This is a genomic window from Microbacterium sp. LEMMJ01 (genome assembly GCF_002114135.1).
Classification (GTDB): Bacteria; Actinomycetota; Actinomycetes; order Actinomycetales; family Microbacteriaceae; genus Microbacterium.
Genome location: NZ_NCTV01000015.1, coordinates 209,924 through 232,140, shown reverse-complemented (window position 1 = coordinate 232,140; position 22,217 = coordinate 209,924). Strand labels below are relative to the sequence as shown.

Annotated in this window: 23 protein-coding genes and 1 tRNA gene; 13 read left to right on the top strand and 11 right to left on the bottom strand. The window is 70.5% G+C overall.

Features of this window, described 5'->3' with window-relative positions; genetic code table 11:
* Positions 1-2 precede the first annotated feature (2 nt).
* From B7W94_RS02135 to B7W94_RS02095, 9 genes are read right to left on the bottom strand one after another with little or no spacing between them, the layout of a single operon-like run.
* Entirely contained in the window at positions 3-1,445 is a 1,443-nt protein-coding gene (locus tag B7W94_RS02135) for a rhamnulokinase (RefSeq protein WP_085603989.1), read from the bottom strand.
* Positions 1,442-3,478, bottom strand: coding sequence for a bifunctional rhamnulose-1-phosphate aldolase/short-chain dehydrogenase (locus B7W94_RS02130; RefSeq protein WP_085603987.1), 2,037 nt, complete (start codon positions 3,476-3,478; stop codon positions 1,442-1,444). The genes B7W94_RS02135 and B7W94_RS02130 overlap by 4 nt, the downstream gene beginning before the upstream one ends.
* 46 nt (positions 3,479-3,524) lie before the next feature.
* Complete coding sequence (locus B7W94_RS02125; RefSeq protein ID WP_085603984.1) at positions 3,525-4,373, bottom strand: alpha/beta hydrolase fold domain-containing protein; 849 nt, start codon at positions 4,371-4,373, stop codon at positions 3,525-3,527.
* Positions 4,374-4,377: 4 nt separating this feature from the next.
* A complete protein-coding gene (gene rhaI, locus B7W94_RS02120) occupies positions 4,378-5,544 on the bottom strand; it encodes an L-rhamnose isomerase (RefSeq protein ID WP_085603981.1) in 1,167 nt (388 codons plus the stop codon).
* On the bottom strand, positions 5,541-5,921 hold the full coding sequence (locus tag B7W94_RS02115) for an L-rhamnose mutarotase (RefSeq protein ID WP_085603978.1): 381 nt from the start codon (positions 5,919-5,921) through the stop codon (positions 5,541-5,543). Before B7W94_RS02115 ends, rhaI begins: the two co-directional genes overlap by 4 nt.
* Before the next feature lie 56 nt (positions 5,922-5,977).
* On the bottom strand, positions 5,978-7,009 hold the full coding sequence (gene rhaS, locus B7W94_RS02110; RefSeq protein WP_085603975.1) for a rhamnose ABC transporter substrate-binding protein: 1,032 nt from the start codon (positions 7,007-7,009) through the stop codon (positions 5,978-5,980).
* A complete protein-coding gene (locus tag B7W94_RS02105; protein ID WP_085603972.1) occupies positions 7,006-8,109 on the bottom strand; it encodes an ABC transporter permease in 1,104 nt (367 codons plus the stop codon). The genes rhaS and B7W94_RS02105 overlap by 4 nt, the downstream gene beginning before the upstream one ends.
* A complete protein-coding gene (locus B7W94_RS02100; RefSeq protein ID WP_025104564.1) occupies positions 8,106-9,125 on the bottom strand; it encodes an ABC transporter permease in 1,020 nt (339 codons plus the stop codon). Before B7W94_RS02100 ends, B7W94_RS02105 begins: the two co-directional genes overlap by 4 nt.
* A complete protein-coding gene (locus B7W94_RS02095) occupies positions 9,122-10,639 on the bottom strand; it encodes a sugar ABC transporter ATP-binding protein (RefSeq protein ID WP_085603969.1) in 1,518 nt (505 codons plus the stop codon). The genes B7W94_RS02100 and B7W94_RS02095 overlap by 4 nt, the downstream gene beginning before the upstream one ends.
* Before the next feature lie 148 nt (positions 10,640-10,787).
* Between B7W94_RS02095 and B7W94_RS02090 the strand changes: the two genes are divergently transcribed.
* Positions 10,788-11,792, top strand: coding sequence for a LacI family DNA-binding transcriptional regulator (locus tag B7W94_RS02090; RefSeq protein ID WP_085603966.1), 1,005 nt, complete (start codon positions 10,788-10,790; stop codon positions 11,790-11,792).
* A 3-nt stretch (positions 11,793-11,795) separates the two neighbouring features.
* Here B7W94_RS02090 and B7W94_RS02085 read toward each other — a convergent pair whose 3' ends face one another.
* Positions 11,796-12,503, bottom strand: coding sequence for a potassium channel family protein (locus B7W94_RS02085; RefSeq protein ID WP_082802896.1), 708 nt, complete (start codon positions 12,501-12,503; stop codon positions 11,796-11,798).
* 159 nt (positions 12,504-12,662) lie between these two features.
* On the opposite strand from B7W94_RS02085, the gene B7W94_RS02080 reads away from it, so the two are divergent.
* A tRNA-Ser gene (locus B7W94_RS02080) sits at positions 12,663-12,751 on the top strand.
* 66 nt (positions 12,752-12,817) lie between these two features.
* Here B7W94_RS02080 and B7W94_RS02075 read toward each other — a convergent pair.
* Entirely contained in the window at positions 12,818-13,309 is a 492-nt protein-coding gene (locus B7W94_RS02075) for a MarR family winged helix-turn-helix transcriptional regulator (RefSeq protein ID WP_085603963.1), read from the bottom strand.
* Positions 13,310-13,425: 116 nt separating this feature from the next.
* Here B7W94_RS02075 and B7W94_RS02070 point away from each other — a divergent pair, with 116 nt between their 5' ends.
* From B7W94_RS02070 to B7W94_RS02020, 11 genes are all read left to right on the top strand, one after another.
* The gene (locus B7W94_RS02070; RefSeq protein ID WP_085603960.1) at positions 13,426-14,217 is read left to right on the top strand and encodes an SDR family NAD(P)-dependent oxidoreductase; all 792 of its coding nucleotides are present in this window, start codon (positions 13,426-13,428) and stop codon (positions 14,215-14,217) included.
* 50 nt (positions 14,218-14,267) lie between these two features.
* Positions 14,268-15,887, top strand: coding sequence for a sodium-dependent transporter (locus B7W94_RS02065; protein ID WP_085603957.1), 1,620 nt, complete (start codon positions 14,268-14,270; stop codon positions 15,885-15,887).
* On the top strand, positions 15,884-16,018 hold the full coding sequence (locus B7W94_RS02060) for a methionine/alanine import family NSS transporter small subunit (protein WP_085603954.1): 135 nt from the start codon (positions 15,884-15,886) through the stop codon (positions 16,016-16,018). Before B7W94_RS02065 ends, B7W94_RS02060 begins: the two co-directional genes overlap by 4 nt.
* An 84-nt stretch (positions 16,019-16,102) precedes the next feature.
* Entirely contained in the window at positions 16,103-16,966 is an 864-nt protein-coding gene (locus tag B7W94_RS02055; RefSeq protein WP_085603951.1) for an AraC family transcriptional regulator, read from the top strand.
* An 86-nt stretch (positions 16,967-17,052) separates the two neighbouring features.
* Positions 17,053-17,688: a GyrI-like domain-containing protein gene (locus B7W94_RS02050; RefSeq protein WP_085603948.1), complete on the top strand. Its 636-nt coding sequence runs from the start codon at positions 17,053-17,055 to the stop codon at positions 17,686-17,688.
* A gap of 70 nt (positions 17,689-17,758) precedes the next feature.
* Positions 17,759-18,562, top strand: a complete 804-nt coding sequence (locus tag B7W94_RS02045; protein ID WP_025104555.1) for a DUF1206 domain-containing protein — start codon at positions 17,759-17,761, stop codon at positions 18,560-18,562.
* Between the two features lie 142 nt (positions 18,563-18,704).
* Entirely contained in the window at positions 18,705-20,012 is a 1,308-nt protein-coding gene (locus B7W94_RS02040) for a cysteine desulfurase (RefSeq protein WP_085603945.1), read from the top strand.
* On the top strand, positions 20,009-20,443 hold the full coding sequence (sufU, locus tag B7W94_RS02035; RefSeq protein ID WP_025104553.1) for a Fe-S cluster assembly sulfur transfer protein SufU: 435 nt from the start codon (positions 20,009-20,011) through the stop codon (positions 20,441-20,443). The genes B7W94_RS02040 and sufU overlap by 4 nt, the downstream gene beginning before the upstream one ends.
* 58 nt (positions 20,444-20,501) lie before the next feature.
* Positions 20,502-21,143: an NADPH-dependent F420 reductase gene (locus tag B7W94_RS02030; protein WP_025104552.1), complete on the top strand. Its 642-nt coding sequence runs from the start codon at positions 20,502-20,504 to the stop codon at positions 21,141-21,143.
* 68 nt (positions 21,144-21,211) lie between these two features.
* A complete protein-coding gene (locus B7W94_RS02025) occupies positions 21,212-21,871 on the top strand; it encodes a GntR family transcriptional regulator (protein WP_025104551.1) in 660 nt (219 codons plus the stop codon).
* Positions 21,872-21,971: 100 nt separating this feature from the next.
* Positions 21,972-22,217: a hypothetical protein gene (locus tag B7W94_RS02020; protein ID WP_085603942.1), complete on the top strand. Its 246-nt coding sequence runs from the start codon at positions 21,972-21,974 to the stop codon at positions 22,215-22,217.

The following is a 22,217-nucleotide window of genomic DNA, read 5'->3' as shown; positions in this document are numbered from 1 at the left end:
CCTCAGGCGCCCCGCGGGCGGTAGACCGTCGGCGGGTGCGTCGTCGCCACGAGAGCGCGGAGCTCCGAGAGCGCGGCCGGCGCCGCTCCCCGGGCCCGCGCCTGGACGAGGACGTTGCCGAGAGCGGTCGCCTCGACAGGACCGGCGAGGACGGGAAGCCCGGTGCGGTCCGCGGTCGCCTGACACAGCAGCCGGTTGAGAGACCCGCCGCCGACGAGGTGGACGACGTCGAGGGGCTGGCCGGAGAGCCGCGCCGCCGTCCCGACGGCGTCGGCGAACGCGGCCGCGATGCTCTCCACGACGAGCCGGACGAAGGCCGGGCGCGAGGCGGGGGCGGCGACGCCGCTCGCGCGCAGGAGATCGGCGATACGCGCCGGCATGTCGCCGGGGGCCGAGAGCGCGGGGTCGTTCGCATCGAACACCGCCGACGGAGGCTCCGCGGCGGCGGCCTCGGCGAGCAGTCCCGACAGATCGATGGACGCTCCGTCTTCGGCCTCCCAGGCCCGCACGGTCTCGCTGAGGAGCCACAGTCCGGTCACGTTGTGGAGGACGCGGAAGCGGTCGTCCACGCCGCGTTCGTTGGTGAAGTTGGCGTCCCGCGCCGCCGCCGTGAGGATCGGCTCGACCCGCTCGACCCCGACCAGTCCCCAGGTGCCGCAGGAGATGTACGCGGCACGGGGTGACGTCATCGGGACGGCGACCACCGCCGAGGCGGTGTCGTGCGAGCCCACGGCGATCACCGGCAGATCCGCGCCGATGCGCTCCGCGACCCCGGGGCGCAGCCGACCGATGACCGTGCCGGGATCGACGAGGTCCGGCAGGAGGGAGGCGTCGATGCCGAGGCGGGTCGCGAGCGCCCGGTCCCAGGTGCCGGCACTCACATCCAGCAGCCCCGTGGTCGAGGCGTTGGTCCGTTCGGCGACGCGGGCGCCGGTGAGGAGGAAGGCGAGGAGGTCCGGGATGAGGAGCGCGGTATCGGCGTCGTGCCGGAGCTCGTCCGCCCGGAGCTGGTAGAGCGTGTTGAACGGGAGGAACTGCAGGCCGTTGCGTGCGTGGAGGTCGTCGAACGGGACGAGGGAGTGCACCTCGTCCACCCCGCGGGCGGTGCGGTCGTCGCGGTAGTGGAACGGCTCCGCGAGCAGCTCGCCGGCGCGGAGGAGGCCGTAGTCGACCGCCCACGAGTCGATCCCGATCGACTCGATGCCCGGTTCCCGGCGGACCGCTTCGGCCAGGCCGTCGAGGACATGGGCGACGAGCGCGTCGAAGTCCCAGTGCAGACCGTCGCCGCGGGCGACCGGGCCGTTCGGGAAGCGGGAGACCGGCTCGAGCTCCAGGACGCCCGGCCCCACGCGGCCGATCATCACGCGGCCGCTCGTGGCGCCGAGATCCACCGCCGCGACCGCACGGACGTGCCGTGCGGTTGCGGGCGAGCGGTCGTCGGTCATCGCAGGAACGCCGCGGCGACGCCGGAATCGACGGGGATGTGCAGCCCGGTGGTCCGACTCAGCTCCGGTCCGGTCAGCACGAAGACGGCATCCGCGACGTTCTCCGGCACGACCTCGCGCTTGAGGATGGTGCGGTTGGCGTAGAACTGGCCGAGGTCCTCTTCCTTGACGCCGTACGTGGCCGCCCGGTTCGCTCCCCACCCGGAGGCGAAGATGCCGGAACCGCGGACCACACCGTCGGGGTTGATGCCGTTGACCCGGATGCCGTGCTCGCCGAGTTCCACCGCGAGCAGCCGCACCTGGTGCGCCTGGTCGGCCTTCGTCGCCGAGTAGGCGATGTTGTTCGGACCCGCGAAGACGGAGTTCTTGGAGGAGATGTAGATGATGTCGCCGCCGAGCCCCTGATCGATGAGCACCCGGGCTGCCGCCTTCGAGACGAGGAACGAGCCCTTCGCCATCACATCGTGCTGGAGATCCCAGTCCTTCTCGGTCGTCTCCAGCAGCGGCTTCGACAGCGAGAGGCCCGCGTTGTTCACGACGAGGTCGAGGCCGCCGAACGCGAGCACCGCCTCGTCGATCGCCGCCTGCACCGCGTCGGCGTCGGCGACATCGGCGGCCACGCCGATGGCGACGTCCTCGTTCCCGAGCTCGGCGGCCGCGGCTCTGGCCTTGTCGAGGTCGAGGTCGGCGACGACGACGCAGGCGCCCTCCGCGGCGAGGCGGGTCGCGATGGCCTTGCCGATCCCGCTCGCGGCACCGGTGACGAGGGCGATGCGGCCCTGGTGGGACTTCGGCTTCGGCATCCGCTGCAGCTTCGCCTCCTCCAGCGCCCAATACTCGATGCGGAACTTCTCCGCGTCGGAGATGGGGGCGTAGGTCGACAGGGCCTCGGCACCGCGCATGACGTTGATCGCGTTGACGTAGAACTCGCCGGCGACCCGTGCGGTCTGCTTGTTCGCCCCGTACGAGAACATCCCGACGCCGGGCACGAGGACGATGAGCGGATCCGCGCCTCGGATCGCGGGGGATTCGGCGGTCGCGTGGGCGTCGTAATAGGCCTGGTAGTCGGCGCGGTAGGCGGCGTGGAGCTCCCGCAGGCGTTCCGTCTGCTCCTCCAGGGTCGCGGTGGCGGGCAGGTCGAGGAGGAGCGGCTTGACCTTGGTGCGCAGGAAGTGGTCGGGGCAGCTCGTGCCGAGGGCGGCGAGGGCCGGAGCCTTCTCGGAGGCCAGGAAGTCGAGGACCACGTCGCTGTCCGTGAAGTGGCCGACCATCGGCTTGTCCGTCGACGCGAGACCGCGGACGGTGCCGGCGAGGGCGGCCGCCCGTGCGCGGCGCTCCGGCTCCGGCAGGGCCTCGAAGCCCGATCGCGTGCCGCCGAACGGCGCGGGGGAGCCGTGCTCCGCGATGTAGGTGGCGGCGGTGTCGATCATCCACAAGGAGTTCGCCTCCGCCTCCTCCGAGGTGTCTCCCCACGCGGTGATGCCGTGGCCGCCGAGGATCGTGCCGATGGCCTGCGGGTTCTCCGCCTTGATCTGCGCGATGTCCAGTCCGAGCTGGAAGCCGGGGCGGCGCCACGGCACCCAGACCACGCGGTCGCCGAAGATCGTCGTCGTGAGTTCCTCGCCGTCGGCCGCGGTGGCGATCGCGATGCCCGAGTCGGGGTGGAGGTGATCCACGTGCGGGGCGTCGACCAGGCCGTGCATCGCGGTGTCGATCGAGGGGGCGGCGCCGCCCTTGCCGTGCAGGCAGTAGTCGAAGGCGGCGACCATCTCGTCCTCCCGCTCGACCCCCGGATAGACGTCGACGAGCGCGCGCACGCGGTCGAGGCGGAGGACCGCGAGACCGGCCTCGGTCAGGGTGCCGAGGTCACCACCGGAGCCCTTCACCCAGAGGAGTTCGACCGGCTGCCCCGTCACCGGGTCGATCTCGGTGCCCTTGGCGGAGGTGTTGCCGCCCGCGTAGTTCGTGTTCTTCGGGTCGGCGCCCAGGCGGTTGCCCCGCGCGATCAGGTCGGCGGCGGTGGGGTTGGTCATGTGAGTCCTCGGTTCGTGAGTGAAGATGCCGGTCGACGCCGGAGAGTCAGGGGAGCTGCAGGATCCGAGTCGCGAACCGATCGATCGTCGCGGCGAAGGCGGATTCCTCGGGGCGGTTGAGGTGCCCGTGGGTGGTGCCCGGCTCGACGACGACGTCGACCTCCACGCCGGCGGTGGCGAGGGAGCCGGCGAACGCCTCGCCGGACATACGGAGTTCGTCGGTCTCGTCGTTGACCATGATGGTGGGCGGGAAAGAGGCGAGCGCCGTCGGCTCTGCGGTGCCGGGGACGGCATAGACGTCCGCCGTGTCGGGGTCGCTCCCGAGATAGTTCTCGTACATGCCCCGCACGAAGTCCGGGGTGAACACGTCAGCGGAGGGATCTCCGTCGAGCAGGGCACGCAGCTCCGGGTCGGGAGCGGCCTGCACCGCCTGCAGGGTCGGGTAGGCGAGGACCGCGAGTGCGGGCACCACGCCGCCCTCGTGCGCGAGGCGGAGCGCCGCGCCGGTGGCGAGGTTGCCGCCTGCGCTGGCTCCGCCGATCGCCCAACCTCGCGAAGCGACGTCCGACGTGGCGGCCCAGCGGAACGCGGAGACCATCTCGTCGTGCGGGACGGGGTAGTGCACACCCCCGCGCTTCTCCGCGCCGAGGCGTGCGCTCCACTCGGCTGTCATCGGGGCGAGGGCGTAGTCCACGCTCACCACGGCGATCCCGTGGTCGACGAACGCCCGCGCGACGGCGTCGGCCTCCGCCATGTCGATGTCGCCGCCGGCGAATCCGCCGCCGTGAGCCCACACCAGGCCGTGGCCGCTCGGCGACTTCGGGGAGTAGACGCGCACACGCAGCGGCCCGTGCGGCCCGTCCAAGACGTGATCGTGGATGTCGCGCGCGCTCATACGCTCAGGCTCCCCAGCCCGCCTGCACGCCGCCCACGCGCTCCTCCGCGATCCGCTGCCCGTACCCGGAGGCCGCGTACGCCGCCATCGGGTCGGCGGGCAGCCCGCGCTCCTCTCGCCACGCGGCCAGGGCCGGGCGGACGTCGGTGGAGAAGGCGTCCATGAAGACGGCGTTCGCGGTGAGCACGTCGCCGCTGCGCTGGGCAGTCGTCAGCGCATCCCGGTCGACGAGCAGCGCCCGCGCGGTCATCTCCTGCACGTTCAGGACGGAGCGGATCTGTCCGGGGATCTTGTCCTCGATGTTGTGGCACTGGTCCAGCATGAAGGCCACGTCGGGGTTGTTCAGCCCGCCGCCCCGGATCACCTCGAACAGGATCCGGAACAGCTGGAACGGGTCGGCGGCACCCACGATGAGGTCGTCGTCCGCATAGAAGCGGGAGTTGAAGTCGAACGAGCCGAGCTTGCCGAGGCGCAGCAGCTGCATCACGATGAACTCGATGTTGGTGCCCGGCGCGTGGTGACCGGTGTCGAGGCAGACCATCGCCTTGTCGCCGAGGGCGGTCACCTGCACGTAGGACGTCCCCCAGTCCGGGACGTCGGTGTGGTAGAACGCCGGCTCGAAGAACTTGTACTCGAGCACGAGGCGCTGGTGGTCGCCGAGACGCGCGTAGATCTGCTGCAACGAGTCGTGCAGGCGATCCTGCCGTCCGCGCAGGTCGGCCTGACCGGGGTAGTTCGACCCCTCCGCCAGCCAGATCTTCAGGTCGCGGCTGCCGGTGGCGTCCATGACGTCGATGCAGGCCAGGTGGTGGTCGATGGCCTTGCGGCGCACGGCCGCATCCTCGTGGGTGAGGGCGCCGAACTTGTAGTCGTCGTCCTGGAAGGTGTTGGAGTTGACGGTGCCGAGGGCGACGCCGTGGTCCTCGGCATGACGGCGCAGGTCGTCGAAGGAGTCAACCAGATCCCACGGGATGTGCAGCGCCACGGTGGGGGCGAGCCCGGTGTGGGCGTGGACCTGCGCGGCGTCGGCGATCTTCTCGTACGGGTCGCGGGGCGTGCCGGGAGTGCTGAACACCTTGAACCGGGTCCCGGAGTTGCCGAACGCCCAGCTGGGCAGCTCGATGCTCTGCTTCTCGAGCGCGGCGAGGATGTCGGGGGTGAGGATGCTCACGATGCACGGCCTTCGTTGTCGGTGGCGGGTGTGACGCTCTCGCCGGCGGCGGCGAGCTGGTCTTCGAGGTGGAACACCTCGGTGAGAGGGGTGGCGGCCTGATCGGGACGGCCGTCGAGGTCGAGGAAGAAGGGGGCCATCTCGGCCTCCCAGCGTGCGGCGACGGGGGAGGCGGCGAGGTACGCCTGCGCGGCCGCATCGTCATCGGTCTCGTAGTAGCCGAAGAGCACCCCACCGCTTCCGAGGAAGAGGCTGTAGTCGCGCCGTCCGGCGGCCGCGATCTCGCGGAGCATCTCCGGGCGCACCGGCGTGTGACGGGCGAGGTACTCGGGCAGCAGCTCGGGCTTCACCTGGAGCTGGAAGGCGACGCGGGTCATGCGATTCCTCTCGGGGGTCCGGCCGGCGCCCGCGGGGAGCGCCGGCCGGAGGCGACTCAGAAGTCGAAGTCGCCGATGTTGTCGGCGTCGAACACGAACGGGTCGCCCAGCAGGACGACGCCGTCGGTGCCGACGGTGTACTCGCCGAGGTCGCCGGCCTCGAAGGTGTCGCCCTCTTCGCCGGTGATGTCGCCGGCGATCAGGGCCTGGGCGGCGTACGCGGCCAGGTAGCCGAGGTCGGCCGGGTTCCACAGCGCGAAGGCGGTGACGGTGCCGTCCTCCACGTACTCGCGCATCTGGTTGGGCGTGCCGAGTCCGGTCAGCGCGACCTGGCCCTTGAAGTCGGACGTCGACAGGTAGCGCGCCGCGGCGGCGATGCCGACCGTGGTGGGCGAGACGATGCCCTTGAGGTCCGGGTGGGTCTGCAGCAGCGCGGCCGTCTTGTCGAACGACGTCTGGTCGTCGTCGTCGCCGTAGACCGTCTCGACGATCGTGATGTCGGGGTACTCGCTGGCGACGTACTCCTCCATCAGCTCGATCCAGGCGTTCTGGTTCGTGGCGTTGGCCGATGCGGAGAGGATGGCGATCTCCCCGGCGCCGCCGATCTGCTCGGCGATGAGGTCGATCTGCACCTTCGCGATGCCCTCGGAGTCGGCCTGGTTGATGAACAGGTCGCGGCAGTCGGTGTTGGTGTCGGAGTCGAAGGTGACGACCTTGACCCCGGCGTCCCTGGCCTCGTTCAACGCGTCGCAGATGGCCTGCGGGTCGTTGGCCGAGACGACGAGGGCGCCGACACCCTGCTGCGTGGCCGTGTTGATGTAGCTGACCTGGGCGTCGGGCGTGGCCTCGGCAGGGCCGACCTCGGAGAACGTGCCGCCGAACTCCTCGACGGCCTTCTTGCCGCCCTCGCTTGATGTGTCGAAGTACGGGTTGCCGAGGTTCTTGGGCAGGAAGGTGATCGAGGCGTCCGCCCCGTCGCCGCCGCCGTCTCCGCCGCCGTCGGTGGAGCCGGCGCAGCCGGTCAGTGCGACCGCCGCCGCCACCGCGAGGGCGGCGAAAGCGGTGACACGCTTGCGTGCAAACGTCATTGTTCGTTCCTTTCGTCGGGAGATGCCGCGGATGCGGCGTCCATCGGTGCCTTCGTCGCTGTGGCGGCACCGGCGGGGGGTCTGCCCGGTCGGCGGCGTGCCTTCTGCAGCCAGGCCAGGAAGCTTGCGGCCACCACCGAGATCACGAGGAGCGTGCCGGTGATGATGTTGATGACGTCGGAGGTGACGTTCACCAGGCGGAGTGCACTCGCGAGCGCCCCGATGAGGAAGGCGGCGGCGATGACGCCGTAGATCTTGCCGCGACCGCCGAACACCGACACCCCGCCGAGCACGACGGCCGCGATGACCTGGAGCTCGAGGCCGGTGGCGTTGTCGCCGCGGGCGCTGCCGTAGCGGAGCGTGTAGAAGATGCCGGCGAACGCGGCGACCGCTCCGGACAGCACGAACAGGATGAGCTTCGTGCGCTCGACGTGCACACCGGAGAAGTGCGCCGCGTCCTTCGACAGCCCGATCGCGTACACCCCGCGGCCGAAGGGTGTGAAGTGCAGCAGGACCGCGAAGACCGCGACGAGCAGGAGGAACGGGATCGTGATGACGGGGATCGGGGTGCCCGCGATCTTCGCCTTGGCGAGAGCCGTCCAGAACTCCGGGAAGTCGGTGACCGCGGCCGTGCCGAGCAGCCCGACGGCGAGGCCGCGGAAGAGGGCGAGCGTGCCGATCGTGACGGCGAGCGAGGGCAAGCCGACGACCGTCACCAGGAAGCCGTTGAACGCGCCGCCGACCACGCCCACGACGAGGGCGGCGAGGGCCGCGAGCTCGAACGGGATCCCTGACTGCACCAGAGCGCCGGTGACGACGCTGGACAGTCCGACCATGCTGCCCACCGAGAGGTCGATCTCGCCGGTGATCATGATGAGGGTCATCGGCAGGGCGATCAGGAGGATCGGCGCGATGTCGAGCAGCAGGTAGGTCAGCGTGATGGGCTGTCCGAACCCGCGGATGCTGGAGGCCGAGACGACCGCGACGAGCAGGAGCAGACCGACGATCGCGGCCTCGCGCGTGAGCAGGAGCCGGCGCCACAGGGGCTTGTCGTAGTCGCGGATGACGCGGGTGGTCGCGGTGGCGGTCGCGGTGGTCATGATTCGTCCCTCGCCTCGATGAGCCGCCGTCTCTGCCGCACCGCGAGCACGCGGTCGAGCACGATGGCGCCGATGATGAGCAGGCCGACGACGGCACGCTGCCAGAAGTCGGGGATGCCGAGGATCGGCAGAGCGCGGTTGATGGTCAGCAGCAGGACGGCGCCGATCGCGGCGCCCCACACCGAGCCGATGCCGCCGGTGATCGCGACGCCGCCGATGACGGCCGCGCCCACCGCGTCCAGCTCCCATCCCGCTCCCGCCTGGGAGTTGATGGTGCCGTACCGGGCCGCGTAGAAGACGCCGGCGAGTCCGGCGAGAGCTCCCGACAGGACGAACGCGGTGAGCACGCGGCGGGTGACGCGCAGGCCGTAGAGCTCGGCCGCCGCGGGGTCGGAGCCGATCGCGTAGAACTCCCGGCCGCCGCGGGTGTTCTTCATGTACCAGGCGGCGACGGCGAGCACGACGACCGCGACGATCGCGAGGATCGGGATGCCGAGGACCTGCCCCGTGCCGAGGGCGAGGAAGTCGCGCGGCATGTCGGAGGCGTTCACGCGGTCGCTGCCGGTCCACAGCACGTTGATGCCGCGATAGGCATAGAGGGTGCCGAGGGTGATCACCATCGCCGGCACCTTGGCGTACGCGACGAGGGCGCCGTTGATGAGACCGAGGAGGGCGCCGAGCACCACGGCGGCGACCACGACCAGGACGATCGGGATGCCGGGGATGTCGATGAAGAGCCGGCCGGTCAGGTACGCGGTCAGGCCCATCACGGAACCCACGGACAGGTCGACGTTGCGCGTGATGAGGACGATGGCCTGTCCCACGGCGACGAGCACGAGGATCGACGGCGTCAGCAGCAGGTCGCGCCAGCCATCGGCGCTGAACAGGAACTTGGGGTTGTTGAGGGTCGCGGCGGTCACCACGAGCACGAGGGCCAGGAGGATGCCGAACTCGCGGGCCCTGCCGAGACCGGAGATGCGCTTGGTGAGCGCGGAGACGGGGATGGCGGTGGTCACGAGCTGAGCTCCGATGCGTGCGTCGCGGCGAACATGACGTTCTCGGAGGTGGCCTCCGAGCGGGGGATCTCGGCCGTGATGCGACCCTCGCGCATCACGAGCACCCGGTCGGCCATGCCCAGCACCTCGGGTAGCTCGGACGAGATCATGAGGATGCCCATGCCCTGACCGGCGAGCTGGGACAGCAGGCGGTGAACCTCGGACTTGGTGCCGACGTCGATGCCGCGGGTGGGCTCGTCGATGAGCAGCACCTGCGGCTGCGTGGCGAGCCACTTCGCGAGGACGACCTTCTGCTGGTTGCCGCCGGAGAGCGTCGCGGCGACGGTGTCCAGGGCGTGGGTCTTCACCTCGAGCCGCGACGCCCACTCCCGGGCGGCGCGGTTCTCCATCGCTGTGGTGAGCAGGCCGAGGCGGGCGAGACGCCGACGGATCGCGAGGGTGATGTTCCCGCCGACGCCGGCTTCGATGACGAGGCCCTGCTTCCGGCGGTCCTCGGGGACGAGGGCGAGACCGGCGCGCATCGCGTCGACCGGACGGCGCGGGCGGATCCGGCGGCCCTCCATGCGCACGCTGCCCTCGCGGTACCCGTCCACGCCGAAGACCGCGCGCGCGACCTCGCTGCGCCCGGCGCCGACGAGGCCGGCGAGCCCGACGATCTCGCCCGCACGGACGGAGAACGAGATGCCGTGGAAGAGGCCGGGACTCGTGAGCCCCTCGACCTCGAGCAGCGGCTCGCCGATCGTCGCCTCCTGCTTCGGGAACAGCTCGGACACCTCGCGGCCGACCATCTGGTGCACGAGCTCGTCGACCGTGGTGTCGGCGATGGCGGAGGTGGCGATGTACGCGCCGTCCCGCATGACCGTGACGGTGTCGCAGAGCGCGAACACCTCGTCGAACCGGTGCGAGATGAAGATGAGGCCGCGGCCCTCGTCGCGCAGGCTGCGGGCGATCGCGAACAGGCGCTCCACCTCCACGCCGGAGAGCGCCGCGGTGGGCTCGTCCATGATGAGCAGCGTGGCGTCGAGGGAGACCGCCTTGGCGATCTCGATGACCTGCTGGTCGGCGATCGACAGCCCTTCGGCGGGGCGGTCGGGATCGATGGTGACGCCGAGGCGGGTGAAGAGCCGCTCGACCTCGTGGCGCATGGCCTTGCGGTCGATCCGCCCGAACCGCCCGGTCGGCTGGCGCCCCATGAAGATGTTCTCGGTGACGGAGAGATCGGGGAAGAGTGTCGGCTCCTGGTAGATGACCGCGACGCCGGCCGCCTTCGACTGCGCGGTCGAGGTGAAGTCCACGTCCTCGCCGCGAAGCCGGAAGACCCCGCCGTCGCGCTGGTAGAGGCCGGCGACGATCTTCACGAGCGTGGACTTGCCGGCCCCGTTCTCGCCGACGAGCGCGTGGATGGAGCCGGGGCGGACGGCGATGGTGCCGGAGCGCAGGGCGATCACCGACCCGAACGCCTTCTGGACGTCGGCGAGCTCGAGCACGGGCGCCGTCGTGGGTGAGGACATCATTTCTCTCTCCATTGAGGGAATGAATCGTTTCAAACCCTGATGGAGATGAGACTAGGGGCTGTGTTGACGCGTGTCAATACGGCATGAGAGTCTGAGGCGATCCCCGCGGATGAGTCGTTTCAGCGGCGGGAACCGGAGGGAGGGCGCGATGGCCGTCAGTGTGCGGGAGGTCGCCGAGGACGCGGGTGTCTCCGTCGGGACCGTCTCGAACGTGCTCAACCGGCCGGAGAAGGTGGCCGTGGAGACCGTCGCGCGTGTGCAGGCGTCCATCGACCGCCTCGGGTTCGTGCGCAACGACGCGGCACGGCAGCTCCGTGCGGGGCGCAGTCGGACGATCGGCCTCGTCGTGCTCGACATCCGCAACCCGTTCTTCGCCGAGGTGATCCGCGGAGCCGAGGAGCGCGCCGACCAGCACGGACTCTCCGTTCTCGTCGCCAACAGCGACGAGAAGCAGGAGCGGGAGGCGATGCATCTCGATCTCTTCGAGGAGCAGCGGGTGACCGGCGTGCTCGTCACTCCTGTGGCGGAGTCCCTGCCGCGGCTGGTGCGGATGCATGAGCGCGGGACGCACGCCGTGCTCGTCGACCGGGAATCGCAGGACGAGCGGTTCGCCTCCGTCGCCGTCGACGATGTCGAGGGCGGACGCATCGCGACCGAGCACCTGCTGGCGGTCGGTCGTCGCCGGATCGCCTTCGTCGGCGGCCCGGTCGCGCTGCGCCAGGTCTCCGACCGCCTGAGCGGCGCGCAGGCCGCGGCGGCCGCGGCGGGGATCGGGCTGGAGTTCATCCCGACCTCCGCGCTCACCGTCGAGGAGGGACGCCGGGCCGGTGCGCAGATCCTCGACCGCGCCCCCGGGGACCGGCCTGACGCGGTCTTCGCGGCGAACGACCTCCTGGCCCTGGGCCTCCTGCAGAGCCTGGTGATGACCGGCGACGCCCGGGTCCCCGAGGACATCGCACTCGTGGGCTACGACGACATCGACTTCGCCGCGGCCGCCGTGATCCCGCTCAGCTCGGTGCGGCAGCCGGCCGCCCTCATCGGCTCGACCGCGGTCAACCTGCTGCTGCGGGGGCAGGACGAGGTGGCACCGGCGCCGGAGCACGTGCTGTTCCGGCCGGAGCTCGTCGCCCGTCGCTCGACGACCGGGGAGTGACCGTCAGGCCGGGGTCGATGTGGTGCGTTGGGCGCTCGCACCCCGCATGATGCGGGCGACGGCGGTGATGAGGAAGAGCTGCCCGGTGATCCCCTCGGCGACGGCCACCGCCTGCACGCCCGGTCCGACGGGGACGAGGTTCCCGTAGCCCGTCGTGGTCAGTGCCGTGAACGAGAAGAAGAGCTGATTGCCGAGCGAGTCGTTCGCCGCATCGCCGAACAGCGGGGTCGGCAACAGCAGCGACAGCAGGTTGTAGACGAAGGCGAAGAACATGCCGACGAGGATGTACGCGGTCACCGCGGCCAGGAGGGCCTCGACGTCGAGGCCTCGGCGGGTGACCTGGTGCGCGATGATGGCCCACGGCGCCACGAGCAGCGCGATCATGGAGGCGGCGGAGAGCGCCACGGCGAGCGCCGGACTGTCCGTGGCGAAGAACGCCGCGAGGAGGGCGGCCAGGCCGGCGGCCGAGAGCACGACCCACGACACCCGCTGCACCAGGGCGTGCGCCCTGGTCACGCGGAACACGATCGCGACCGTGACCAGCATCGCCAGGAACGCCCAGGGGCTGGGGACCGTGCCGGGCTGGGCCGCGCACAGCCCGTACGACACGATGAGGAGGGCGAGCACCGCGGCATAGCCCAGGGCGCCGCGCCTCGGGTCGGCCGGGGCGGCGAACCCCGCGCGGACGTGCGCTCCCGATGGCTCGGACATGGCGTCTCCTCTCGTCCGCGGGGGAGGACCCCGCCTCGTGCGGCCAGTATCGCAGGGCATGCTGCCGGCTCCAGGGAGCATCCGAGATCGGCGGTTCGTGACCACGCGCCGGACCCGTTATGATGGTGGGGTGCATCCGTGCTCTCGAGCCGGATGCCTGGAGACGTCGCATAGTCCGGCCTAGTGCACCACCCTGCTAAGGTGGAGTCCCCTTACGGGGACCAGGGGTTCAAATCCCCTCGTCTCCGCACAGAGAAGCCCCGACGAGTCCGCTCGCCGGGGCTTTCGTGTTCTCGCGTGCGGGCGGGCCCTCCTCACGCCGGCGTCCCCGGCATCCAGGTCGGGTCGGGGGAGAGTGCGGCGGAGATCTTCCGGCTCGCCGTGCCGAGCTGCCGGGCCTGCGCCGGGGTCAGGGTGTCGAAGACGACGCGGCGGATGAGGGCCTGGTGCGCGGGAGTTGACTCCTTGACCTTCCGGTGGCCGGCGTCGGTGAGGATGCCGAGGGTGAAGCGCCCGTCCTCCGCATCGACCTCGCGCCGGACCCAGCCTTTCGCCTCCAGGCGGGTGACCGCGCGGGAGAGTCGGGACAGCGTGCTGTTCGCGTAGCCGGCGAGGACACTGAGGCGGAGCGTGCGCTCGGGTGCCGCATCGAGGGCGTAGAGGATGCCGTGCTCGAAGTGGGTCAGTCCGCTGTCGCGCTGCAGCTGCGCGTCGAGGGCCGCGGGGAGCCGTTCGAGGAGCGTCGCGAGTGCCGACCAGACGTCCATCTCTTCGGTGCTCAAGGGGGCGGGGGAGGATGACGACATTCCTTCACCGTAGCGGTCGAGCCGTGCTCTTCGCTTGCTTGGGAAAGTGAGTCGTGGCTAGGATTACTTGCTCAGGCAAGTGATGCGGCGCGTCCGCGGAAGTGAGAGGGAGACGGATGGAACTGGGACTGCGCGGCAAGAGGGCGTTCATCAGCGGATCGAGCCAGGGGATCGGATATGCGGTCGCGTCCGCTCTCGCCGCCGAGGGGGTCGATGTCGTGATCAACGGTCGTGACGAGGGACGGGTCGACGCGGCGGTCGGCGTGCTGGCCCTCGCGCACCCGGAGGTGACCGTGTCCGGGATCGCCGCGGACTTCACCGACCCGTCGCAGGTGGCGCGGCTGACGGAGCGGCTCGGTGACGTCGACATCCTCGTCAACAACGTCGGTCTCTTCGGTCTCGCCGACTTCGCGGACATCGCCGATGCGGACTGGGCGCGCTACTTCGAGGTGAACGTGATGAGCGGCGTGCGCCTCTCCCGCTCCCTTCTGCCGGGGATGCGGGAACGGGGCTGGGGGCGCATCGTCTTCGTCAGCAGCGAGTCCGGCGTCAACGTCCCGGCCGACATGGTGCACTACGGCGTGACGAAGGCGGCGATGATCGCGCTCGGGAACGGGTTGGCCAAGCTCACCCGCGGCACCGGCGTGACGGTGAACACCGTCCTGGGCGGCCCGACCTACTCGGAGGGGGTCGCGGCGAGCGTCACCGCGGTCGCCGAGGCCCGGTCCGTCTCCGTGGAGGTGATGAAGGAGGCGATCATCGGACAGAACACGACCAGCCTGCTGGGCCGCTTCCTCGATCCGGCCGAGGTCGCCGACCTCGTCGTCTACCTCTCCAGCGTCCGCGCATCGGCGACGAACGGCGCCGCGCTGCGGGCGGACGGTGGGGTGCTGACCGCGATGCTCTGACCTGAGCGCGTCACTCGCCGGGGCGCACACGTTCGGGTATCCTCGCGGGCATGCCTGAACCGACCCAGACCCCGCAGCGCGAGGCCTTCGGCTCGCGGAACGTGTTCATCCTCTCGGCGATCGGCTCCGCCGTGGGTCTCGGGAACATCTGGCGCTTCCCCTACGTCGCCTACGAAGGCGGCGGCGGTGCGTTCCTCATTCCGTACCTGTGCGCGCTGCTGACCGCCGGCATCCCGCTGCTCTTCCTCGATTACGCGATCGGCCACCGGTTCCGGGGCTCCGCGCCCCTCGCATTCCGACGCCTGCACCGGGCCGCCGAACCGCTGGGCTGGTGGCAGGTGCTGATCTGCGTCGTCATCGCGGTGTACTACGCCGTGATCGTCGCGTGGGCGGGCATGTACACCTGGTTCTCCGCGCAGCTCACCTGGGGTGCGGGCAACGAGAACGACTTCTTCTTCGTCGACTTCCTGAAGTCCGCCGACGTCGGGGAGGTCGGCCTCTCCGGCGAGTTCGTGCCGCAGGTGGGCCTGCCGCTGATCGCGGTGTGGCTGATCGTCATCATCATCATGGCGCTCGGCGTCAAGCGCGGCATCGGTCGCGCCAACATGATCCTGATGCCGCTGCTCACCCTCATGTTCGCGGTGCTCGTCGTTCAGGCCCTCTTCCTCCCTGGCGCGCTGGACGGTCTGAACGCGTTCTTCACGCCGAACTGGGAGGCGCTCGCCGATCCGGCCGTGTGGGCCTCCGCCTACGGGCACATCTTCTTCTCGCTGTCCGTCGCGTTCGGGATCATGGTGACGTACGCGTCCTACCTCAAGCGCAAGACCGACCTCACCGGCTCCGGTCTCGTGGTCGCGTTCGCCAACTCCGGTTTCGAGATCCTCGCCGGCATCGGCGTCTTCGCCGCCCTCGGGTTCATGGCCCAGGCGCAGGGCACGGATGTCTCCGGCGTCGCGACCTCGGGCATCGGTCTCGCGTTCGTCGCCTTCCCCACGATCGTGTCGCAGGCGACCGGCGGCTCGATCATCGGCGTGCTGTTCTTCGGTGCCCTCGTCTTCGCGGGGGTGACCTCGCTCATCTCGATCCTCGAGGTGATCGTGGCCGCCCTGCAGGACAAGCTCGGGTGGGGACGGGTGCGCACCACCCTCATCGTCTCCATCCCGCTCGCCGTCATCTCCATGGCCCTGTTCTCCACCACCACCGCGCTGTCGGTGCTCGACACCACCGACGCCTTCGTCAACGCCTTCGGCATCATGGCGGTCGCCCTCGTCGCGGTGATCGTGGTGGCGTGGGTGCTGCACAGGCTGCCGCAGCTGCAGGAGCACCTCAACCGGCGATCCAGCTTCCGGGTCGGGCTGCTCTGGCGCCTGCTCGTGGGTGTGCTGGCCCCGCTCGTGCTCGGTTACCTGCTCATCACCGAACTCCTGACGAAGATCGCCGAGCCGTACAGCGGCTACCCCGGCTGGTTCCTCGGCGTGTTCGGCTGGGGCATGGTCATCGCGCTGGTGGTCGGCGGAGTGCTGCTGTCGCTGGTGCCGTGGAGCAGGCGCTCGCGCGCCAAGGACGACGTCGGGTACGACGACTTCCTCGACCAGGAGGAGTACGCCGCCGACCCGGAGACGACGAGCATCGCCGTCCCGGCGGCGCAGACGAAGGGAGCGGGAGCATGACCACCACCGCGATCGTCATGATGATCATCGCCATGGTCACGGTGTGGGGCGGCCTCATCGCCGCCGTCGTGAACCTCGCCCGCCATCCCGAGGTGGAGGACGCCGAGCCGGCGGTCCCGGTCGAGCTCTGATCCCCGGCCCGATCGCATCGGACCACGACGATCGGGTGCAGGCGGGGACTGCGGCGAAACGATGGTGGGGAAAGGAGGGCCCCCGTGATCGGCACGCTCAACGCCCTGGTCGACCTCGTCGACGCGGACCACGGTCAGGAGATCGACGTCGCCGCGTTCGCCCATGCGCACGGCACCACCGAGTACCACCTGCGACGGATATTCTCGGCGCTGGCCGGGATGCCGTTGACCGAGTATGTGCGGCGTCGTCGGATGACGCTCGCCGGCGCGGAGCTCGCCGCCGGCGCGCCGAGTCTGCTCGATGTCGCCGTTCGGCACGGCTACAGCTCGACCGAGGCGTTCGCCCGGGCGTTCCGCGCCGTGCACGGCATCGGGCCGGCGGACGCGCGTCGGCACGGGGGTCCTCTCCGCACACAACCCACGCTCCGGTTCCGCCTGAGCGTCGAAGGGAGCACCCCGATGGATGTCACCATCACCCACCGCCCCGCGTTCGTCCTCGTCGGCCATGCCGCGGAGGTCCCGCTGATCCACGTCGGCGTCAATCCGCACATCCAGGCGCACATCGCCGGCATCCCGCCGGAGGAGCACGCCCGACTCAAAGCCCTCGGGAACGAGGAGCCCGCGGGCATCCTCGCCGTGACCGCCGACATCGATCCGGATGCCCCGGAGGGGACGCCGCTGACGTACCTGCACGGGGTGGCCGTGCGCGCCGACACCGCGGTTCCCGACGACCTCGACGCCCTGCGCGTGGCGGAGGGCACCTGGGCCGTGTTCGGCGCGAGCGGACCCTTCCCCGAGACCCTGCAGAATCTGTGGGCGGCGACGGCGACCGAGTGGTTCCCGTCGAACCCATGGCGGCTGCGGCCCGGGCCCTCGATCGTCCGCTACCGGGAGTTCACCGGCGACACGGCCTCCTGCGAGCTCTGGCTCCCCGTCGAGCAGAGCTGACCGCCCATCGGGTCGGGCCTCTGGGGCTCGACCCGATGTCGGTGCCCGGTGGCACACTGACCGCACGACGTACCGAGAGGCGGGCCATGACGGCGATCGATCCCAAGAAGACGCTCGACGCGTATCAGGCGAAGCGGGGTGCCTTCCGTGTCCTCGAGGTGCCACCGCTGACCTATCTGATGATCAACGGCGCCGGAGATCCGAACACCGCTCCGGCCTTCTTCGATGCGGTCGCGGCGCTCTACCCGCTGGCGTACACCCTCAAGTTCGCCAGTCGCGCCGAGCTCGGCATCGATCAGGTCGTGATGCCCCTGGAAGGCCTGTGGCATGCGCCCGACATGGCGTCGTTCACCACCCGGCGCGACAAGTCGACCTGGCTCTGGACGCTCATGATCATGGTGGGCGATCACGTCACTCCCGCCCTGTTCGACCGCGCGGTCGAGACGGTCGCGGCGAAGAGCGCGAAGAAGGGGGAAGAGCTTCCGGCGCTGGCTGCCGTCCGGCGGGAGGTCCTCGACGAGGGCCTCTGCGTGCAGACATTGCACATCGGGCCGTTCGACGATGAAGGACCCGTGCTCGAGGAGCTGCACGAGCGCTTCGTCCCGGAGAACGGGTTGCAGATGCGCGGACGGCACCACGAGATCTACCTCAGCGACCGTCGTCGGACGGCTCCGGAGAGGCTGCGCACCATCCTGCGGCAGCCCGTCGAACGGATCACCTGAGCGCTGTCGCACCGGGGGTCCGGAAAGCAACCCCCTGATCGGGACGCGCCGCGGCGGATACTCTTCGAGCATGAGCACCGTCAAGCATGCGGCGCGCGTGGCGAAGGACTCCACCGCGTTCCGGCGGACCGCCCGCGCGGGATTCGTGGTCCTCGGCATCATCCACATCATCATCGGCGCGATCGCCATCACGATCGCGGCCGGCGGGTCGGGGGACGCCGACCAGGACGGCGCGATGGAGCAGGTGCGCAACAACCCCATCGGCGGACTGCTGCTGCTCGCGATCGCCGTGGGCCTCTTCGCGCTCGCCGTGTGGCAGGTGGCGAGCGGGTTCCTGGCCGCCGACCCCGCCGAGACGAAGAAGTGGGGCAAGCGCCTCAAGCTCTTCGGGATCTCGGGCACCTACCTGGTGATCGCCGGTCTCGCACTCGTCTACGCGGTGGGCGGCCGCGCGGAGTCCTCCGACGCGTCGAAGACCCTGAGCCAGGTGGTCCTCGCCGCACCGGGCGGGGTGGCCCTGCTCGTGGTGATCGGCCTCAGCGTCATCGGTGTCGGCATCGGCTTCATCATCGGCGGGATCATGCGCTCCTTCCGCAAGCTCATCGACGTGCCGACCGGAGCCGCCCGCGCCGGCGTGATGGCGCTCGGCGTCGTGGGCTACATCGGCAAGGGCATCGCGGTGGGGGTCACCGGCGTGCTGTTCGTGGTGGCGGCCGTGACGCAGGACCCGGAACGCGCCGCGGGTCTCGACGCCGCTCTGCACAGCCTCCTCAGTCTGCCGTTCGGCCGGCTCATCCTCGGTGCTGTCGGCGTCGGCTTCGCGCTGTACGGGGCCTTCTGCATCGCCCGCGCCCGCCTTGCCCGCATGTCCTAGCGCTTCCGCCGGGCACGACTTCGGAGATCGTCGCCGACACGTCGCTCGACGGTCCGGCAGCCCGGCGTGTCTCGCCCCGTCTCCGAAGCCGTGCCCGTCCGGAGCCGGGCCCCGGTCAGCCGGAAGATGGGAGACTGGAACGATGAGCGCTTCTCCCGGAGTCGACGTGATCACCCCGCTGACCGAGACCGAGGTGCAGCGGATCCGCGAGGACTTCCCGATCCTGCACACCCGCGTCCACGGTCACCCGCTGGCGTACCTCGATTCGGGGGCGACCTCGCAGCGTCCGGAGTCCGTGCTCGACGCCGAACGCCGCTTCGCCACCACCATGAACGCGGCCGTCCACCGCGGCGCCCACACGCTGGCCGCCGAGGCGACCGAGCTCTTCGAAGACGCTCGCAGCACCCTCGCCCGGTTCGTCGGCGCCGATGACGACGAGATCGTCTGGACCTCGAACGCCACCGAAGCGGTCAACCTCGTCGCCTACTCCCTCTCCAACGCCTCCCTCGGCCGGGGTGGCGCCGCGGCCGAGCCTCTCCGGCTCCGCGAAGGGGACGAGATCGTCACCACCGAGATGGAGCACCACGCCAACCTCATCCCCTGGCAGGAGCTCGCCGCGCGCACCGGGGCCACGCTCCGGGTCATCCCGCTCGACGACGACGGGGCCCTCCGTCTGGATGCGGCCGCGGAGATCATCTCGGAGCGCACGAAGCTCGTGGCCTTCACCCACGTGTCGAACGTTCTGGGCGTGATCAACCCCGTCGAGACCCTCGTCGCGCTGGCCAGGGAGGTCGGCGCCCTCACCCTGCTCGACGCCTGCCAGTCGGCTCCGCACCTCCCGCTGGACCTGCACGCGCTCGGCGTCGACTTCGCGGTCCTATCCGGCCACAAGATGCTCGGCCCCACCGGCATCGGCGCGCTCTACGGCCGTCGCGAGGTCCTCACCGCGATGCCCCCGTTCCTCACGGGCGGCTCCATGATCACGACGGTGACCACGACCGCGGCCGAATACCTGCCGCCACCGCAGCGCTTCGAAGCGGGCACGCAGCGGGTGTCCCAGGCGATCGCGCTCGCCGCTGCCGTCGACTACCTCTCCGCGGTCGGCATGGAACGCATCGCCGCCCACGAGGCCGCGTGCGGGCAGCGTCTCGTCGAAGGACTCGGCGCGATCGACGGCGTGCGCGTCCTGGGCGCGGGCATCGAGCTGCCGCGGGTCGGTCTCGCGAGCTTCGACGTGGCCGGGATCCACTCGCACGACGTCGGGCAGTTCCTCGACGACCAGGGCATCGCGGTGCGCGTCGGTCACCACTGCGCGCAGCCCCTGCACCGTCGGCTGGGCGTGACCTCATCGACGAGGGCGAGCACCTACCTGTACACCACCGCGTCCGAGGTGGACGCCGTCATCGAGGCGGTCGCCGGGGCGATCACGTTCTTCGGGAGGGGCGCATGAGCGACCTGCAGAGCCTGTACCAGGAGCTGATCCTCGACCACTCGCGCACGCCGCACGGCTTCGGGCTCCGCGAGGAGATCCCGGCCCAGTCGCATCAGCTCAATCCGACCTGCGGCGACGAGATCACGCTGCAGGTGCATCGCAGCGCCGACGGCGGCGTGGAGGCGATCGCGTGGGAGGGACACGGGTGCGCCATCTCCCAGGCCTCCGCGTCCCTGCTCGCCGAGCTCGCCGAGGGCCTCACCGTGGACGAGCTCGAGGTGCGGATCGCTGCCTTCCGCGAGGCGATGCGCTCCCGCGGAACGATCGAGCCGGATGAGGAACTGCTCGGCGATGCCGCGGCGCTCGGGGGAGTCTCGCGGTACGTGGCGCGCGTGAAGTGCGCCATGCTCGCCTGGGTGGCGGCGGAGGACGCGCTCACGCGCCTCTGACCGCGTTCGCCTCCCTCCTCGACGGGAATAGCATCCGCCGGCAGGCGTTGGCCCGAGCATGACAACTCTCGGAATCATCGGAGCAGGCAACATCGGCAGCCAGGTCGCGCGTGTGGCGGTGGCCAACGGCTATGACGTCGTGATCGCGAACTCGAGAGGGCCGGAGACCTTGGCCGATCTCGTCGCAGAGCTCGGGCCGCGCGCGAAGGCGGCGACGGCGGAGGAGGCGGCCGCCGCGGCCGACGTGGCCGTGGTGACGGTGCCGCTGCACGCGATCGATCAGCTTCCCGCCGCGCAGCTCGCCGGGAAGATCGTGCTGGACACGAACAACTACTACTTCGAGCGCGACGGGCACATCGAGGCCCTCGACAAGGGCGAGACCACCACGTCCGAGCTCGTGCAGGCGCAGCTCCCGGACTCGAAGATCGCCAAGGCGTTCAACCACATCTACGCCGCCGAGATCACCACCGACGGGACGCCGGCCGGTACGCCGAACCGTCGCGCGCTGGCCACGGCCGGGGACGACGCAGAGGCCGTGGCCTTCGTCACCCGCTTCTACGACGAGGCCGGTTTCGACACGGTCAACGTCGGCCCGCTCAGCGAGTCGTGGCGAGTCGAGCGTGACCGTCCGGCGTACGTCATCCGGCAGAACGCGGAAGAGCTGGCGGCGAACGTCGCGCGGGCGAACCGTCTGCCCTGACGCGGCGCGCGCCCCGGTCTGGGATACCAAACTTGGCCAATCCCGGGCCGGGGTGCGACAATGCCCGGATGGCGGGGGCTGTGGGGGTAAGCGGGGAACTCGAGTCGGTCAGGGTCACGAGGATCCTCCGGGATGACATCGTGCTGGGTCGGCGCGCGCCCGGTTCCCGGCTCGTGGAGCGGGATATCGCCGCCGAGCTGAATGTGTCCCGACTCCCGGTGCGGGAAGCCATCCGCACGCTGGTCGCGGAGGGCGTGGTCGTCGCACGGCCCCGGACGTGGGCCGTGGTGCGGGAGTTCACCCATGACGACATCCGCAACTTCGCGGAGGTGCGCGAGGCGATCGAGACCCTCATCTTCGTGTTCGCGGCCGAGCGCCACGACGCGAAAGGGCTCGCCCGGCTGCGCGAAGCGTACGAGCGCGAAGTCGCCGCGGCCCGGGCCGGCGACGCGGAGACGGCCCGGACGGCGGCCGCGGCGTTCCATGAGATCGCCGTCGACCTGGCGGGCAACGAGATGCTCGGCGAGCTCATCGCCGTGTTCCTGACGCGCCTGCGCTGGCTGTTCGGACAGCACGACGATCTGGAGGCGATGGCGGAGGAGCACCGCGTCATCCTCGAGGCCGTCCGCGCGCGCGATGTCGAGGCGCTGCGACGGATCGTGCCCGCGCACCTGGCGAGCGGGCACTCCGCGGCCGAACGGCGGCTGGCGCAGACGGCGACCACCTGAGCCGTCCGTCGGGAGAACGACCCCCGGACGCGCCGCGAGCGGTTGTATCCTTGTCCGGTCGGAGTCGGTCCGGTCTGTTCGCGCTGTCCTGGGGAGCGAGATGCGAAGTCTTGCTGTCGTCGTCGGGGGGATCCTCCTGCTCGGAGGTGCTGCGCTCCTGGTGGTGGCCGATCAGGAGCGCGCCGCCGGTGTCGCCGCCGTGAAGGCGGAGATCGCGCGGATCGAGCAGGTGCTCGCGGAGTCGCAGGCCGAGAACCTCGAACTGGCGGAGCGTCTCACCGCTCTGCGATCGCGCATCGCGGACCAGGACGCCGAGCTGAACGACACGACGGGCTTCCTGCCGTGA